We start from the raw sequence: 14,154 nt of genomic DNA, 5'->3' as shown, positions 1-14,154 counted from the left end.
CCAACGATACTACCCTAAGCGTAAGCAAAAGTCAGAGGCATGGCTTGAAGAATCGACCACTAGCCCAATATCTAGGTTATGAGAAAAGATAAAGCGACCGAGGAACTAATGAACGAGAATCCGCTATTGAGTGATGAAAAACAGGGTGAAGTGTTACCTGACTTTAAGGCAATCCAGCCTGATCATATTGTACCGGCCCTGAAACAACGTTTAGATGAGGCCAGAGAAACAATCGAAACCGTTCTGGCTGGCGAAGACTACAGTTGGAATGGTTTAGTCGAGCCACTGACTGACGCAGACGAGAAAATAGAGCAAGTGTGGGCGCCGGTATCACACATAAATTCGGTTGTTAGCACGCCGGAATTACGTGAAGCTCATGATAGTTGCCTGCCGCTGTTATCTGACTACTCTACTTTTGTTGGGCAACACAAAGGCTTATTCGATGCCTACCAGAGCCTGCGTAATAGCGACGAATTCGAGCAATTGACCGAGGCGCAACAAAAGCTAATCAACGACACACTGCGCGATTTCCACTTGTCAGGCGTTGATCTTGATGAGGAGAAAAAGCAGCGCTACGCGAAAATCTCAAGTCGTCTGTCGGATTTATCATCACAATTTAGTAATAATTTACTTGATGCCACGCACGCGTGGCACTGTCATATTACTGATGAAGCGCGTTTGGCCGGTTTACCGGAAAGCGTAAGGGAAGCAGCTGCCGAGGCCGCAGGCGATCAGGGCGGCTGGTTGTTCACGTTGGATATCCCCAGCTATTTACCGGTTATGTTGTATGCCGAAGATCGTGAACTGCGTCGTGAAATGTACTACGCATTTACTACTCGGGCGTCTGAAACAGGGCCCAATGCCGGTGAATATGATAACTCCAGTATTATGGATGAAACACTGGCGCTGAGACATGAGCTAGCGGAGTTACTCGGCTTCAACAATTATGCCGAAATGTCATTACACACCAAAATGGCCGATGAACCGACGCAAGTATTGACGTTTTTAGACGACCTTGCGACCAAGTCGTTGCCACAAGCAAAGCAGGAATATGCAGAGGTTGAAGCATTTGCAGAACAACAAGGGGTACAGCAACTCGAAGCCTGGGACGTCCCCTATTACAGTGAGCAGCTGAAACAACAGCGGTACGCTATTTCCGATGAGGTGTTGCGCCCTTATTTTCCTGAGCAACAGGTATTAAACGGCTTATTTGAGGTGGTGAAACGCCTGTTCGGAATGACCGTCAGCGAGCAAACCGATATCAATGCCTGGCATGAACATGTCAGGTTCTTCCGTATTCATGACGCAGACGGTCGGTTACGCGGAAGCTTTTACCTTGATTTATACGCGCGCGCCGGCAAACGTGGAGGGGCGTGGATGGCCGATTGTGTCGGTCGGCGCAAACATGCATCAGGGCAGGTACAAAACCCCATCGCCTTTCTAACCTGTAACTTTAACAAACCGGTAGGCGGTAAGCCGGCGTTATTTACACACGACGAGGTGGTCACGTTATTCCACGAATTTGGGCATGGGTTGCACCACATGTTGACGCAGGTAGACACCGCGGGAGTTTCCGGCATTAATGGTGTTGAGTGGGATGCGGTTGAGTTGCCTAGTCAGTTTTTAGAGAACTGGTGTTGGGAACCGGAAGCGCTGGCCTATATTTCGGGGCATTATGAGACTGGTGAACCGCTGCCAGACGAGTTGTTACAAAAGATGCTGGCGGCGAAGAATTTTCAGTCTGCCATGCAGATGATGCGCCAGTTGGAGTTCTCTTTATTCGACATGCGCTTGCACTATGAATTTAATGCTGCTGAAGGAGCGCGGATCGCCGAAATACTGAACCAAGTCAGAGAACAAGCCAGTGTGCGTATACCTCCCGACTACAACCGCTTTCAACATAGTTTCGGGCATATCTTTGCCGGCGGCTATGCGGCTGGTTATTACAGTTATAAATGGGCGGAAGTACTGTCGGCAGATGCATTCTCCCGGTTTGAGGAAGAGGGAATATTCAGTGCTGCCACCGGGCGCGATTTTCTTACGGCAATATTAGAGCGCGGCGGGACACGCAGCGCAGCAGATTTATTCGTCGAGTTCCGTGGTCGCGAGCCTCAGGTAGAACCATTACTGCGGCATAGTGGAATAGCCGCATAGTACGAGCGTTAGTTACTGGCCGCTACTTGCGGCCAGCACCCAATTAACCACACCAATGAGTCCAAACACCATTACCGTGGCGAGAATAATGCCAACGATGATGTAAGCCAATGGACTACCGTGTTTAAAGTCGCGCTGTCGATTTGACTCACTCTGCACGCCAAAAAAGGCCGCGATGACACTAAAAATAGTACTGATAATACCAGGGCGCTTCTGCGATTCAGACATTACAGTGAAGATTGTTGATTAAAACGTTGTTTTTGTTGTGAGGCGTCTTTGGAGCTGAATAACAACTCAAATAAATCAATGAAGTGAAACTGCGCCGAGCGGCTTTCGCCTTTTACCCAGTTCGTCCAGGTAACTTCGTTTGCGGCAGCTACACACTGCTTTTTAATGTCACCTGTTTCTGCATTCGTAAGCAACTGCTCACATTGCTGAGTGGAGTTACTGACTGAGGTGATCGGGGATGCGGGTGTTGCAAACAGGTAACCAACAGCCGCTAAGCCGATGATTGATGTTGCAATAGATACTGATTTTACTGTCAACGACATGTGTCAGTCCCCCGATGGTTAATACTGCTTAATTTATCAGCGATTTGTTACAATTACTAGCAATTTAAGAGAAATTTTTTTGTCATTCATAACCTGCTATAATCCGCGCACTTACTGTTTTAGAGGCTATTGACTATGCAACCCTTGATCGCTCCGTCAATTTTATCCGCGGACTTTGCCCGCCTGGGAGAAGAAGTACAGGACGTGTTAGAGGCAGGTGCCGACGTTGTTCATTTTGATGTAATGGACAACCATTATGTGCCCAATCTGACCATTGGACCAATGGTTTGTAAGGCGCTGCGCGACTATGGCATTAGTGCACCTATCGATGTGCATTTAATGGTAAAGCCGGTCGATCGCATTATTCCCGACTTTGCTAAAGCGGGTGCCTCTTACATTACCTTCCATCCCGAGGCATCGGAACATATTGACCGGACCTTACAGACGATCAAAGAACACGGTTGCAAAGCAGGACTGGTTTTTAACCCGGCAACGCCGCTGCATTACCTGGACCATGTTATGGATAAACTAGACGTTATATTGCTCATGTCCGTTAATCCGGGATTTGGTGGTCAGTCATTTATTCCATCGACATTAGAAAAGTTGCGGCAGGTGCGTCAGCGTATCGATGCCAGTGGGCGAGAAATCCGGTTGGAAGTTGATGGTGGAGTTAATGCTGACAACATTAAAGATATTGCTGCAGCGGGCGCAGATATGTTTGTTGCTGGTTCAGCTATTTTTAATCAACCCAGTTATGCTGATGCTATCAGTAAGATGCGTCAACAAATATCACAAGTAGAATCAGGAAATTAACATGTCAAAACCCGTTGTACTCAGTGGCTGTCAGCCATCAGGACAGCTTTCTATTGGTAACTATATTGGTGCGATTAGTAATTGGGTGAAAATGCAGGATACCCATGACTGCAAGTTCATGCTGGTTGATTTGCATGCAATAACTGTGCGGCAGGAGCCGCAGAAGTTGACCGAGGCGACACTGGACGGATTGGCGTTGTATTTGGCATGTGGACTTGATCCGAATAAAAGCACGCTATTTATTCAATCACATGTGCCACAGCATGCGGAACTGGCCTGGATATTGAATTGTTACACCCAGATGGGTGAGTTAAACCGAATGACCCAGTTTAAGGATAAATCGCAGCGACACGCCGGCAATATTAATGCCGGTCTGTTTACCTACCCGGCTCTTATGGCGGCTGATATTTTGTTATACAAAGCACATGAAGTGCCGGTGGGTGATGACCAAAAACAGCACCTGGAATTGGCACGAAACGTAGCCGAACGTTTTAATAATCTCTACGGCGAAGTCTTTAAAGTGCCCGAACCAATGATTCCAAAAGTTGGGGCTCGAGTTATGTCACTGCAAGAGCCGACTAAAAAGATGTCGAAATCTGACGATAACCCGAATAACTATGTCGGCTTACTCGAAGAACCTAAAAAGATAGCTAAGAAAATAAAGCGCGCGGTGACTGACTCTGACGAACAAGCGCGGATATATTTTGATCCTGCCGAAAAAGCAGGTGTGTCTAATTTACTTAGCATCTTATCGGCAGCAACCGGACGTCATATTGACGACTTGGTGCCGGAATATGAAGATAAAATGTACGGGCACCTCAAAACCGACGTAGCTGATGCCGTGGTGGCAATGCTTGAGCCGATTCAGCAGCGTTATAGCGAGATGCGAAATGATCCGGCGTTTTTACAGCAGGTAATGAAGCAAGGCGCTGACAAGGCTCGGGAAAAGGCGGCGCAGACGTTGGCTGACGTATACAAAGCGGTTGGTTTTGTTGCTTACCCCGAGTAAGTATTTATGCTGGCGCTGATCGACAATTATGATTCGTTTTCGCACAATTTAGCGCGCTATTTTGTTGAGTTGAATGTTCCGGTCCAAGTTTACCGTAACAACCAGATAACTATCCAACAATTGCGTGAGCTGGCAGATAAAAAGGCGATGCAGGGGTTGGTTATTTCGCCCGGTCCTTGTACCCCGAACGAAGCGGGTATTTCGCTTCAGGCCATTAACGAGTTTGCCGGCGAGCTTCCTATTCTGGGCGTGTGTCTGGGGCATCAGGCTCTGGCCCAAGCTTATGGTGCAGAAATTATACGCGCGCAGCGAGTGATGCACGGCAAGACCTCAATGATTACGCACTCGGGGCAAGGGTTATTCGACGGTATAGCCAGTCCGTTACAGGTGACCCGATATCATTCGCTGGTGGTTAAGCCGAGCTCGGTGCCGTCAGATTTTATTGTTGACGCCTGGGCTGATGACGGCGAAGCAGAGCGAGAAATTATGGCTATTAGACATCGTGAAATGGCGCTGTTTGGTGTGCAATTTCATCCGGAATCGGTGATGACCCATGCGGGTCATCAGCTATTAAAGAATTTTGTCCTGACGTTAGGCTAAGTGGGAGCGTTTTACACGCATGTATGACTTTTTTGCAGTATCCACCGAGGGTGGCAGCCAAGATCCAGCCGTGCGACTGGAGAAGCGCTTTATCAATTATTTGATTAGCTTCCCTTTTGCGCGTAAAAGTCGTGATAAGGCAGATGGCAAAGAAGGCGAAGAACAAGAGCAAAAGCGTCGGCTTTTGCAAGTCGAGCAAATCAACCATGATGAGAGGCAACGTCTCAAACAAGCGCGTCAACGATACCTAGATCGTATATCTGACGAGCTTCATGAATCGATTTATCATCGCATCCTGGAACGCATTGATGATGCAAATTATGTACGTGAACGCTTGATCCCGTTGCCAGAGCAACTTCCGGAGCTGCTGGACATATTAAGTACTAAAGCAGCGTCCATGCGGCGTATAGAAAACGTTGTACAGGGATTGGACTGGTTTCACAATGGCGTGCTCAAAACAGTTAACCAGCCGCCTTTTATTGATAAGCGTCGCAAGCAAAAGCAAGTAAAAGTAGAGAGCTTACGCACGGCTATGAGCTTTATGGGGCCGGAAAACCTGCGCATTCTGACGCCCGCGTACATCATGCAATATTGGCTACCACCCTCGACTCATCCGTTTACACTATTTCGGCGCAAAGTTTGGGACCATAGTTTGGGTACCGCTATTTTGGCGCATGAAATAGCCACCCAGGAAGGCCTCCGTGACCCGGTTCTGGCATACACCATCGGCATGTTTCATGAATTGGGTAAAATAGCATTGACCAAGCTTTATTTGCGCGTTTTTGATGACGTGCAACGTGAAATGGCAATGAAGTCGATTAAAGACAGTACGCCGGACAAACACAATGCACTGGTCGAATTAAAACCGGATGAGCGCTTTTTACGCAATTTAATGCTCGAACAGGATAAGCGAGTCAGTTACCTGGTGGCTGAGGGCTGGGGATTGCAACGGGTACCGATCAGCCAGCAGTTGCTAAGTTTTACCCAAGCGAAATCGCGTGATGATTATACTGATTATGCTGCGGTTTTGGCGCAGGCGAATGCCTTTTGTGAATATCGGTTACTGCGAGAAGTCGATCTTGCGTCGGTAGAAGAGGGGCTGCACCTGCTTAAAAAGCACAATATTGATGCAGAGCGGGTAAAAATCTTGAATAACGTCAACCTCAAACGTCCCAAAGTTATCGTGCCGGAATAACACGGTTGCTAGAAAATGCTTATTCATGCGCCTTATTGGCGCATGAGTGAATACTTATTCTGTTCTTGTGAAAATCTTACCGAGCCCCCGCCACTAAAAGCCTGAGCTTCCAATAAAAACAGACAATTCGGTTAAATTTTGGCATAATGGGCGGCTAAATTATGAATCCATGACTCTTATCAAATTAATTCGCGATAGCGATAAGGAAGTGAGCAATGGCAGCTAACCAACAAGCAAATTCAATTACGCGTGAAATGTTTAACGACGTAATGGTTCCAAACTATAACCCCGCCCAAATGATTCCGGTAAAAGGCGAGGGAGCTCGTGTGTGGGATCAGCAGGGAAAAGAGTATATTGATTTTGCAGGTGGTATTGCGGTTAACTGCTTAGGCCACTGTCACCCCGCTATGGTCAGCGCGTTGCAGGAACAAAGCCAAAAACTTTGGCATTTAAGCAACGTCTTTACTAACGAGCCGGCTATTCGCCTGGCCAAAAAGCTAACTGATGCCACCTTCGCTGACCGTGTTTATTATGCCAACTCGGGCGCCGAAGCAAACGAAGCAGCATTAAAACTAGCACGTCGCTGGGCACTGGAAGAGCATAACGAAGAAAAACAGCAGATCATTGCTTTTAGTAAAGGCTTCCACGGACGTACGTTTTTTACCGTGACAGTTGGCGGACAGCCTGCTTACTCCGAGGGTTTTGGTCCCAAGCCCGGTGCTATCGAGCATGTACCTTATAACGATATCGACGCATTAAAAGCGTTAATCTCCGACAAAACCTGTGCTGTGATGATGGAGCCGTTGCAGGGTGAAGGCGGTGTTGTGCCTCCCGAAATGGACTTTGTAAAAGCTGTTCGCGAATTATGTGACCAACATAATGCGTTGCTCATTTTTGATGAAGTTCAAACAGGCTTTGGTCGGACAGGATCGCTGTATGCCTATGAACAGTTGGGTGTTACGCCGGACATCTTAACCAGTGCGAAGTCATTGGGCGGCGGCTTTCCGATTGGCGCTATGCTAACGACTGACGCGATTGCGAAGCACTTAAAACCCGGTACCCATGGCAGCACCTATGGCGGCAACCCGCTAGCATGTGCGGTATCTGAGGCGGTACTTGATGTTGTTAATACTGACGAAGTATTAAACGGTGTTAAACAACGTGAGCAGTGGATGAAAGAGCAACTCAACGCAATTAACGAAAAGTATCAGGTATTTAAAGAAGTACGCGGTAAAGGTTGTTTGTTGGGTGCTGAGTTGAGCGAAAAATACGAAGGCCGCGCGCGCGACTTTTTACTGGCAGGTCAGGAACATGGCGTAATGGTATTGGTTGCCGGCGCCAGTGTTATTCGATTAACACCGTCATTGATTATTCCTCAGGAAGATATCAAAGAGGGTCTGCAGCGCTTCGAGAAAGCAGTTGCTCAAATTGTCGGCTAATTAAGGAGCTGAATTATGTTGCTGATCCGACCGATCGAGTCAGCCGATTATCAGGCTCTTTACAGTTGCGCTGTAGAGTCAGGACACGGCTTTACGTCGCTACCTGTTGACCAGACATTGCTGGAACGTCGCATTTCGCGCGCCAATGAAGCGTTTAAAAAAGCGGATGTCGAGGCACCTGGTGACGAGGGGTATTTGTTTGTCATGGAAGACACCGAGAGTGGCGAGATCGCTGGTGTCAGTGGCATTGAAGCAGCTGTCGGCTTAACTGAGGCTTTCTGGCACTATAGGCTCGGTAAAGTGGTGCACCACTCAGAGAAGCACAATATTTATAATGCGTTGGAAACTCTGACACTGTGTAATGATTACACCGGGGTGTCGGAGTTGTGCACTTTGTTCTTACGCGAACCTTATCGGCATAGCCTTAACGGACGCACTTTGTCGCGTTTTCGTATGTTATTTTTGGCGCAGTTTAAACAACGGTTCAGCGACTGGGTTATTGCGGAAATGCGAGGAGTCTCTGATGAAAATGGTGACTCGCCTTTTTGGCAGTGGCTGGAGCAGCACTTCTTTTCTATGGACTTCCCTAAAGCCGACTATTTAAGTGGTGTGGGTGATAAGGTATTTATTGCGGAGTTAATGCCGCGTTTTCCGATATACACCAGTTTGTTGTCTGAGCAAGCTCGCGCTGTAATCGGCAAAGTTCATGATAATACGCGTCCGGCGCTGCGGTTACTCGAATCGGAAGGGTTCCGCTTTCGCGGTTTTGTCGATATTTTCGACGCCGGCCCCACAGTTGAAGCAGAAGTTTGCAATTTACGCAGTGTACGTAATAGCAGAGTCGTGCCCGTTGAGATTGTTAACGAAGCAGCGAAAGGTGACGACCTGCAGCCGCATATTGTCTGCAATACCAAGCTGCAAGCATTCCGTGCTGCTCAAGTGCAATGTAAGCCCGGTATCGATTCATTAGCGTTAACCGGTGAGCAGGCACGACATTTAAATTTAGAACATGGCGACGATGCGCGCATTGTTGCGCTATAACCCGTCGCGTTGTAACAGGAGATCAGCAAATGAGTTCCAGTGTACAGTTTATTGATGGCTGTTGGTCAGCCGGTAAAGGTAAAACATTTTCCTCAATTGATCCGGCCCGCAATACGGCTGTCTGGTCAGGTGAATCTGCTGATGACAGCCAGGTAGAAAGTGCCGTCATAGCAGCGAGAAAAGCGTTTCCCGAGTGGTCTACGCGTAGTTTTGATGAACGCTTGGCAATTTGTCAGCGTTTCTCCGAACTACTGGGCGAAAATAAAGAAGATTTAGCGCGTGTGATGGCCGAAGAGACAGGTAAGCCTTTATGGGAAACCCGTACCGAAGTTGGTGCAATGATCGGCAAAGTAGCAATTTCCGAGCGTGCATACAAAGAACGCACTGGCACGGTAGAAAACGAAATGCCCGGCGCAAAAGCCTTTATTCGTCATAAACCGCATGGCGTCGTTGCTGTTTATGGGCCCTATAACTTCCCCGGCCATTTGCCGAACGGCCACATTGTGCCCGCGCTTATTGCCGGCAATACAGTGGTATTCAAACCGTCAGAATTAACCCCCAAAGTCGCTGAGTTCACAGTAAAATTATGGGAGAAAGCCGGTATTCCTGCCGGAGTCCTTAATTTGGTTCAGGGCGAAGTTGACACCGGTAAAGCGTTGTCGGCGCATCCGCAAATTGATGGTTTGTACTTTACCGGCTCGTCTAACACCGGGCATTTATTACACAAGCAGTTTGGCGGCCGTCCCGATAAGATTCTGGCTTTAGAAATGGGTGGAAATAACCCACTTATCGTTACCAATGTATCAGACGTAGATGCGGCTGTTCATAACATCGTTCAGTCAGCTTATATTACCTCAGGTCAACGCTGCACATGCGCACGTCGGCTGTTTATAGAAGCCGGTGAAAAAGGTCAGGCAGTACTTGATCGCTTAGTCGAAGTGACCAAAAACATTGTTGTCGATGACTACGAAGCAGAGCCACAGCCGTTTATGGGCGCGATGATTTCTGCTAAAGCTGCGGCAGGAATGGCCGATGCACATAATGAGCTGGTGCGTTTAGGTGGTAAGTCGTTGGTAAAATCGACTCACCGTGATACGCAAACCGGATTTGTAACACCCGGTATTGTGGATGTAACGGGTATTGAAAATATTCCTGATGAGGAATACTTTGGACCTTTACTAAAAGTGTATCGCTTCACCAAGTTGGATGACGCAATAAAAGAAGCGAACAACACGCGCTATGGTTTATCGGCTGGTATTTTGTGCGACGATGAAGAAACCTATCGTTACTTCTTCAAGCATATTCGTGCTGGTATAGTAAACTGGAATAAACCGATTACGGGAGCCAGTAGTGCGGCACCGTTTGGCGGTATTGGGGCAAGTGGTAACCACCGTGCCAGTGCTTACTATGCAGCAGATTACTGCTCGTATCCGGTTGCCTCGGTAGAGGCTGAGAGCCAGTCTATGCCAGAAACCTTAGCGCCGGGATTAAAATTTTAATCAAGGCAACTTATGATTGTTGAAACCGATGGATACATCGAGCTGGTCCAATATTTAACGGGCCAGCTACCGTTGTTTGCTCAGAACAAAGGTGCAACAAGTACAGCTGATTACACGCTACGTGAGCTACTCGAAGAGAAGCTTGGCGAAAGTATGATGGCAGTATTTGAGCAAAATGATCTTGAACAGGAGACACGGCTGGACATTGTGCGTGAAGCTGATGCCATCATGTACGACTTAGAAGAAGTGTTATCCAGTGTCCTCAACAATCATCCTACCGCAGAACAAGAAGAGTTCGTGTTGGAATTTGTAGGTTTAGTAAAAAACCTATTCGATCAAAAGCTCAATCATTAGGGAAGTCAGCATGGCGGATAATCGCATGACCGCAGCGGTAAAATGGGTTGATGATTTAACCTTTGTTGCGGAGTCCGGTAGCGGACATCAAGTGGTTTTAGACGGAAACAGTCCGGGCACCGCTCCTAGCCCAATGGAAGTGGTGTTAATGGCGGCCGGTAGTTGTGCGTCTGTGGACGTTGTCAGTATTCTCGAAAAAGCGCGTCAGCAGGTCACTCGCTGTGAATGCAAAGTTACCGGTGAGCGTGTCGGTGAAACACCCAATGTATTTAAGTCTATTCATCTGGAATTTCATGTCACTGGCCATGATATTGCCGAAAAGCACGTGGAACGAGCGGTGCAGCTGTCAGCAGATAAATATTGCTCGGTAGCTAAAATGCTTGAGGCCAGTGTTGCAATGAGCCATGGTTACGTTATTCACGCTGCATGAATTATCGTCATAGCTATCACGCCGGCAATTTTGCTGATGTGTTCAAACATTTGCTACTCACGCGTGCCTTGGTTTATTTGAATAAAAAAACCAAGCCTTACATGGTAATGGATACGCATGGCGGTATTGGCCGATATAATTTAAGCGGTGAAGAGGCACAGAAAACACAGGAATTTGAGCAAGGTATTTTGCGTCTTTTAGAAGCGCAAGACTTACCAGGTTTTACTGATGATTTCGTGGCTTGTGTTAAACAGCTTAACGCAGATAGCGCGCCGAGTGACATTACCCAATACCCTGGCTCACCCTGGCTTAGTCAAGCCTTGATGCGCGCGGGGGATCGACTCATTGTATGCGAGTTACATCGCGATGATGCTACTACCTTAAAAACCAATCTTGCGCCATTAAAAACGCAGGCAAAATTGGAAGTGTTGGCTCCCCAGGATGGCTATCAGGCGCTGAGTGCCAAGCTTCCGCCGCGCGAAAAACGTGGTTTGGTATTGATCGATCCGCCATTTGAGCAAACTGACGAATATGATCAGGTTGTTACAGCACTAAACGCTGCGCTAAAACGTTGGCAAAGCGGCAGCTATGCAGTGTGGTTTCCAATCAAGGATCCGGTAAAAACCGCGGCTTTTTATGACAATGTTGCGGCACTTGAAAACGTGCCGAAAACACTGCTAATTGAATTAATGATTCGCACACCTGACGAAGCCAGCGGGCTTAGTGGTTGTGGTTTTGTCTGGCTTAACCCGCCTTTTGGAGTGGTTAACGAACTGGATCAGATCCTTCCGTTTTTGCAAAACCTACTGGGCCAAAGTGCAGGTGCAAGTGCAAGCTGCCGTTGGCTGGTTGAAGAGTCTTGATTACTTCGAACTTATCCAGTCGAGTTGTGTGCGGGCTTTTAGTTTACGTTCCATAATTTGCTCAATTAACGGCGTTAAGATCAGCTCCATTGCCAGCGCCATCTTTCCTCCGGGTACCACCAGTGTATTGGTGCGTGACATAAACGCACCTTCTATCATTTGCAAATAGTAGGGAAAGTCGACATTTTTAATGCCCCTGAACCGAATCACCACAAAGCTCTCATCCAGCGACGGAATATCTTTAGCGCTAAATGGGTTTGAGGTATCAACGGTTGGTACGCGCTGAAAGTTGATGTGGGTACGAGAAAATTGCGGCACGATGTGGTGAATGTAGTCTTCCATACTGCGCACAATACTTGTGGTAACGGCTTCTCGCGAGTGGCCTCGATCTTGTGTATCGCGAATTAGCTTTTGAATCCACTCAAGGTTAACGATAGGCACCATGCCAATGAGCAAGTCGACATGGCGTGCCACGTCATATCCCTCGCCGGATACGCCACCATGTAACCCTTCATAAAAAAGTACATCGGTATCGTTCGGTAGTTCTTCCCAGGGAGTAAAAGTTCCGGGCATTTGATTGTATGGAACGGCGTCGTCAAAGGTGTGCAGGTAACGCCTTATTTCACCTTGACCAGACTTCCCATAATGCTGAAATAGATCCTGAAGTCGTTCAAAGTCATTGGCTTCCTGACCAAAATAACTAATATGTTTGCCTTGCTCCTGAGCCTTGCGGATAGCAAGTTCCATCTCGGGACGTGAGTAGCGGTGAAAACTATCGCCCTCGACAAATGCGGCAGACACATCCAGCGAGCGGAATATGTGTCGTACAGCTTGTCCAGTCGTGGTAGTTCCGGCGCCGGATGAACCGGTTACCGCAATAATAGGGTGTTTAGCAGACATAGACGCTCAATAACAAAAAGTGAACATCTGTTATACCTGACCCGACGATGGGATTCAATAATGTGGTGGCGGTGGTTCTTGGCTGGGGTCAGACTCAGGTCCATTGTCGCCATTTTGTAACTGGCTTACCTTCCGGCCCAGCCAGCGCAAACGCTCGTGGATTTCGGTTAACTCTCTATTCTGTTGAGTAACGAGTTGATTGAGAGACTCAATGGTATCTTCCTGGAACGTGAGCTGACTTTCGAGATGCTCTATGCGTGTTAATAACGCCATACTATCAGTCATAATTTTACTGCTTCCAATCGTCGTTTAACTGCCACCATTCGGCAAGGCCGGCAGAACTTTCTGTAAGTAACACGTTTTCGGTTTCGTAATAATGTACGGCTAAAACAACCGCACTGTTGGGATTTCGTTGCTCAACCAGGTCGACGTTCCAATGTTTCAGCGATTCGCCAGTTTCGGTGGCCCAGAGTGTAACACGGCGTGATGGAGCACCGGTGATTAACAGCTCCCCCGAAGCGCTAAAACGCGCCGCGCTGAAAATCTTCTGGCGGTCGATAAATTGTAGTCTGCTGTGTTCATCGCCGCCGGGTAACGACCATATAATAGCATTGTCGGTACTGCCCGAAGTAAACACATACTTAGCTTCGGGGTGAAGGGCTATCTGGGTCACCCGGTTCTTGTGTTCCCATCGATGAACGATTTGTCCGCTGCGGGTATCCCATAAAATGGCTGATGCATCATTACTGCCACTTAGCACGTAGAAGCCGTTGGCAGAAACATCGACAGCGTTGACTCGCTCAGTATGTCCATAGAACTCGATGCGTCGACCAGAGGCAGGATTAAAGGCTATCTGGGTGCCATCGCGCTTAGCCAGTACAATTGTGCTGCCGCCATCACTGACGGCAATATCTTGTATGCCGCCCTGGCCGACTTTCCAAAAACCTAAATTTTCACCACTTTGCGCATCCCAAAGCGCAAATTCGATACGTGTGGCTGAGGCGACTACGCTGCCATCAAAGCTGGCATCGATAGCAATAATTTGTGAGGTGTCGTCATCGTGCTGCCACTGAAATTTGGGATCGTTAGCATAACGGGGCCACAGCAACAGACCATTTTCGTTGGTTGAAACGACGCTGAATTCACCGGTATCGGCAATGTCAGCAACATAGCTCCCTTGCTGCGCATGGATTTTCTGATGCACTTTATCAGGCGCCGGAGAGCAGGCAGTTGCAGTTATGCCGACCAATGCGACAGCAAAAGCCGCACGTACTTTGTCAAGAAAAGTCATGGGCAAGCTTCCTTT

At 48.0% G+C, this 14,154-nt stretch carries 16 protein-coding genes; 11 read left to right on the top strand and 5 right to left on the bottom strand.

Annotation, left to right across the window (positions count from 1 at the left end; translation table 11 throughout):
- Positions 1-108 precede the first annotated feature (108 nt).
- Complete coding sequence (gene prlC / locus KZ771_RS09410) at positions 109-2,154, top strand: oligopeptidase A (protein ID WP_290653054.1); 2,046 nt, start codon at positions 109-111, stop codon at positions 2,152-2,154.
- A gap of 12 nt (positions 2,155-2,166) precedes the next feature.
- Here the strand turns inward: prlC and KZ771_RS09405 are convergent, their stop codons facing one another.
- The gene (locus tag KZ771_RS09405; RefSeq protein ID WP_290653052.1) at positions 2,167-2,382 is read right to left on the bottom strand and encodes a DUF2970 domain-containing protein; all 216 of its coding nucleotides are present in this window, start codon (positions 2,380-2,382) and stop codon (positions 2,167-2,169) included.
- Positions 2,382-2,705 (bottom strand): hypothetical protein, encoded by a 324-nt coding sequence (locus KZ771_RS09400; protein ID WP_290571183.1) that lies wholly within the window; start codon positions 2,703-2,705, stop codon positions 2,382-2,384. The genes KZ771_RS09405 and KZ771_RS09400 overlap by 1 nt, the downstream gene beginning before the upstream one ends.
- A 135-nt stretch (positions 2,706-2,840) precedes the next feature.
- On the opposite strand from KZ771_RS09400, the gene rpe reads away from it, so the two are divergent.
- From rpe to rlmJ, 10 genes are all read left to right on the top strand, one after another.
- Positions 2,841-3,518 carry a ribulose-phosphate 3-epimerase gene (rpe, locus tag KZ771_RS09395; protein ID WP_290571185.1) on the top strand — a complete coding sequence of 226 codons (678 nt, stop codon included), beginning with the start codon at positions 2,841-2,843 and terminating at the stop codon, positions 3,516-3,518.
- A 1-nt stretch (position 3,519) separates the two neighbouring features.
- On the top strand, positions 3,520-4,527 hold the full coding sequence (trpS, locus tag KZ771_RS09390; protein ID WP_133539415.1) for a tryptophan--tRNA ligase: 1,008 nt from the start codon (positions 3,520-3,522) through the stop codon (positions 4,525-4,527).
- A 6-nt stretch (positions 4,528-4,533) separates the two neighbouring features.
- Positions 4,534-5,127 carry an aminodeoxychorismate/anthranilate synthase component II gene (locus tag KZ771_RS09385; RefSeq protein WP_290653050.1) on the top strand — a complete coding sequence of 198 codons (594 nt, stop codon included), beginning with the start codon at positions 4,534-4,536 and terminating at the stop codon, positions 5,125-5,127.
- A gap of 19 nt (positions 5,128-5,146) precedes the next feature.
- Complete coding sequence (locus KZ771_RS09380) at positions 5,147-6,322, top strand: HDOD domain-containing protein (RefSeq protein ID WP_290571189.1); 1,176 nt, start codon at positions 5,147-5,149, stop codon at positions 6,320-6,322.
- Between the two features lie 215 nt (positions 6,323-6,537).
- Complete coding sequence (locus KZ771_RS09375; RefSeq protein WP_133539412.1) at positions 6,538-7,761, top strand: aspartate aminotransferase family protein; 1,224 nt, start codon at positions 6,538-6,540, stop codon at positions 7,759-7,761.
- 15 nt (positions 7,762-7,776) lie between these two features.
- Positions 7,777-8,802 carry an arginine N-succinyltransferase gene (gene astA / locus KZ771_RS09370; RefSeq protein WP_290653048.1) on the top strand — a complete coding sequence of 342 codons (1,026 nt, stop codon included), beginning with the start codon at positions 7,777-7,779 and terminating at the stop codon, positions 8,800-8,802.
- A 29-nt stretch (positions 8,803-8,831) separates the two neighbouring features.
- Positions 8,832-10,301: a succinylglutamate-semialdehyde dehydrogenase gene (astD, locus tag KZ771_RS09365; RefSeq protein ID WP_290571195.1), complete on the top strand. Its 1,470-nt coding sequence runs from the start codon at positions 8,832-8,834 to the stop codon at positions 10,299-10,301.
- Positions 10,302-10,313: 12 nt separating this feature from the next.
- Complete coding sequence (locus KZ771_RS09360) at positions 10,314-10,655, top strand: DUF3802 family protein (protein WP_133539409.1); 342 nt, start codon at positions 10,314-10,316, stop codon at positions 10,653-10,655.
- Positions 10,656-10,665: 10 nt separating this feature from the next.
- On the top strand, positions 10,666-11,085 hold the full coding sequence (locus KZ771_RS09355) for an OsmC family protein (protein WP_243734500.1): 420 nt from the start codon (positions 10,666-10,668) through the stop codon (positions 11,083-11,085).
- Positions 11,082-11,948 (top strand): 23S rRNA (adenine(2030)-N(6))-methyltransferase RlmJ, encoded by an 867-nt coding sequence (rlmJ, locus tag KZ771_RS09350; protein ID WP_290653046.1) that lies wholly within the window; start codon positions 11,082-11,084, stop codon positions 11,946-11,948. Before KZ771_RS09355 ends, rlmJ begins: the two co-directional genes overlap by 4 nt.
- Here the strand turns inward: rlmJ and KZ771_RS09345 are convergent, their stop codons facing one another.
- From KZ771_RS09345 to KZ771_RS09335, 3 genes are read right to left on the bottom strand one after another with little or no spacing between them, the layout of a single operon-like run.
- A complete protein-coding gene (locus KZ771_RS09345; protein WP_290571200.1) occupies positions 11,949-12,848 on the bottom strand; it encodes a phosphoribulokinase in 900 nt (299 codons plus the stop codon).
- Between the two features lie 54 nt (positions 12,849-12,902).
- Complete coding sequence (locus KZ771_RS09340) at positions 12,903-13,133, bottom strand: SlyX family protein (RefSeq protein ID WP_290571202.1); 231 nt, start codon at positions 13,131-13,133, stop codon at positions 12,903-12,905.
- A 4-nt stretch (positions 13,134-13,137) separates the two neighbouring features.
- Positions 13,138-14,139 (bottom strand): hypothetical protein, encoded by a 1,002-nt coding sequence (locus KZ771_RS09335; protein WP_133539405.1) that lies wholly within the window; start codon positions 14,137-14,139, stop codon positions 13,138-13,140.
- Positions 14,140-14,154 lie beyond the last annotated feature (15 nt).

The organism is Idiomarina sp. (assembly GCF_019431395.1).
Taxonomy (GTDB): Bacteria; Pseudomonadota; Gammaproteobacteria; order Enterobacterales; family Alteromonadaceae; genus Idiomarina.
This window is presented reverse-complemented; position numbering and strand designations above follow the sequence as displayed.

Excerpts from the sequence above, each read along its gene's own strand:
- astD (WP_290571195.1), top strand. The coding sequence starts at position 8,832 with ATGAGTTCCAGTGTACAGTTTATTGATGGCTGTTGGTCAGCCGGTAAA.
- rlmJ (WP_290653046.1), top strand. The coding sequence starts at position 11,082 with ATGAATTATCGTCATAGCTATCACGCCGGCAATTTTGCTGATGTGTTC.
- KZ771_RS09380 (WP_290571189.1), top strand. The coding sequence starts at position 5,147 with ATGTATGACTTTTTTGCAGTATCCACCGAGGGTGGCAGCCAAGATCCA.
- KZ771_RS09345 (WP_290571200.1), bottom strand. The coding sequence starts at position 12,848 with ATGTCTGCTAAACACCCTATTATTGCGGTAACCGGTTCATCCGGCGCC.
- KZ771_RS09375 (WP_133539412.1), top strand. The coding sequence starts at position 6,538 with ATGGCAGCTAACCAACAAGCAAATTCAATTACGCGTGAAATGTTTAAC.
- KZ771_RS09355 (WP_243734500.1), top strand. The coding sequence starts at position 10,666 with ATGGCGGATAATCGCATGACCGCAGCGGTAAAATGGGTTGATGATTTA.
- astA (WP_290653048.1), top strand. The coding sequence starts at position 7,777 with ATGTTGCTGATCCGACCGATCGAGTCAGCCGATTATCAGGCTCTTTAC.
- KZ771_RS09360 (WP_133539409.1), top strand. The coding sequence starts at position 10,314 with ATGATTGTTGAAACCGATGGATACATCGAGCTGGTCCAATATTTAACG.
- KZ771_RS09405 (WP_290653052.1), bottom strand. The coding sequence starts at position 2,382 with ATGTCTGAATCGCAGAAGCGCCCTGGTATTATCAGTACTATTTTTAGT.
- rpe (WP_290571185.1), top strand. The coding sequence starts at position 2,841 with ATGCAACCCTTGATCGCTCCGTCAATTTTATCCGCGGACTTTGCCCGC.
- KZ771_RS09400 (WP_290571183.1), bottom strand. The coding sequence starts at position 2,705 with ATGTCGTTGACAGTAAAATCAGTATCTATTGCAACATCAATCATCGGC.
- KZ771_RS09335 (WP_133539405.1), bottom strand. The coding sequence starts at position 14,139 with ATGACTTTTCTTGACAAAGTACGTGCGGCTTTTGCTGTCGCATTGGTC.
- KZ771_RS09340 (WP_290571202.1), bottom strand. The coding sequence starts at position 13,133 with ATGACTGATAGTATGGCGTTATTAACACGCATAGAGCATCTCGAAAGT.
- KZ771_RS09385 (WP_290653050.1), top strand. The coding sequence starts at position 4,534 with ATGCTGGCGCTGATCGACAATTATGATTCGTTTTCGCACAATTTAGCG.
- trpS (WP_133539415.1), top strand. The coding sequence starts at position 3,520 with ATGTCAAAACCCGTTGTACTCAGTGGCTGTCAGCCATCAGGACAGCTT.
- prlC (WP_290653054.1), top strand. The coding sequence starts at position 109 with ATGAACGAGAATCCGCTATTGAGTGATGAAAAACAGGGTGAAGTGTTA.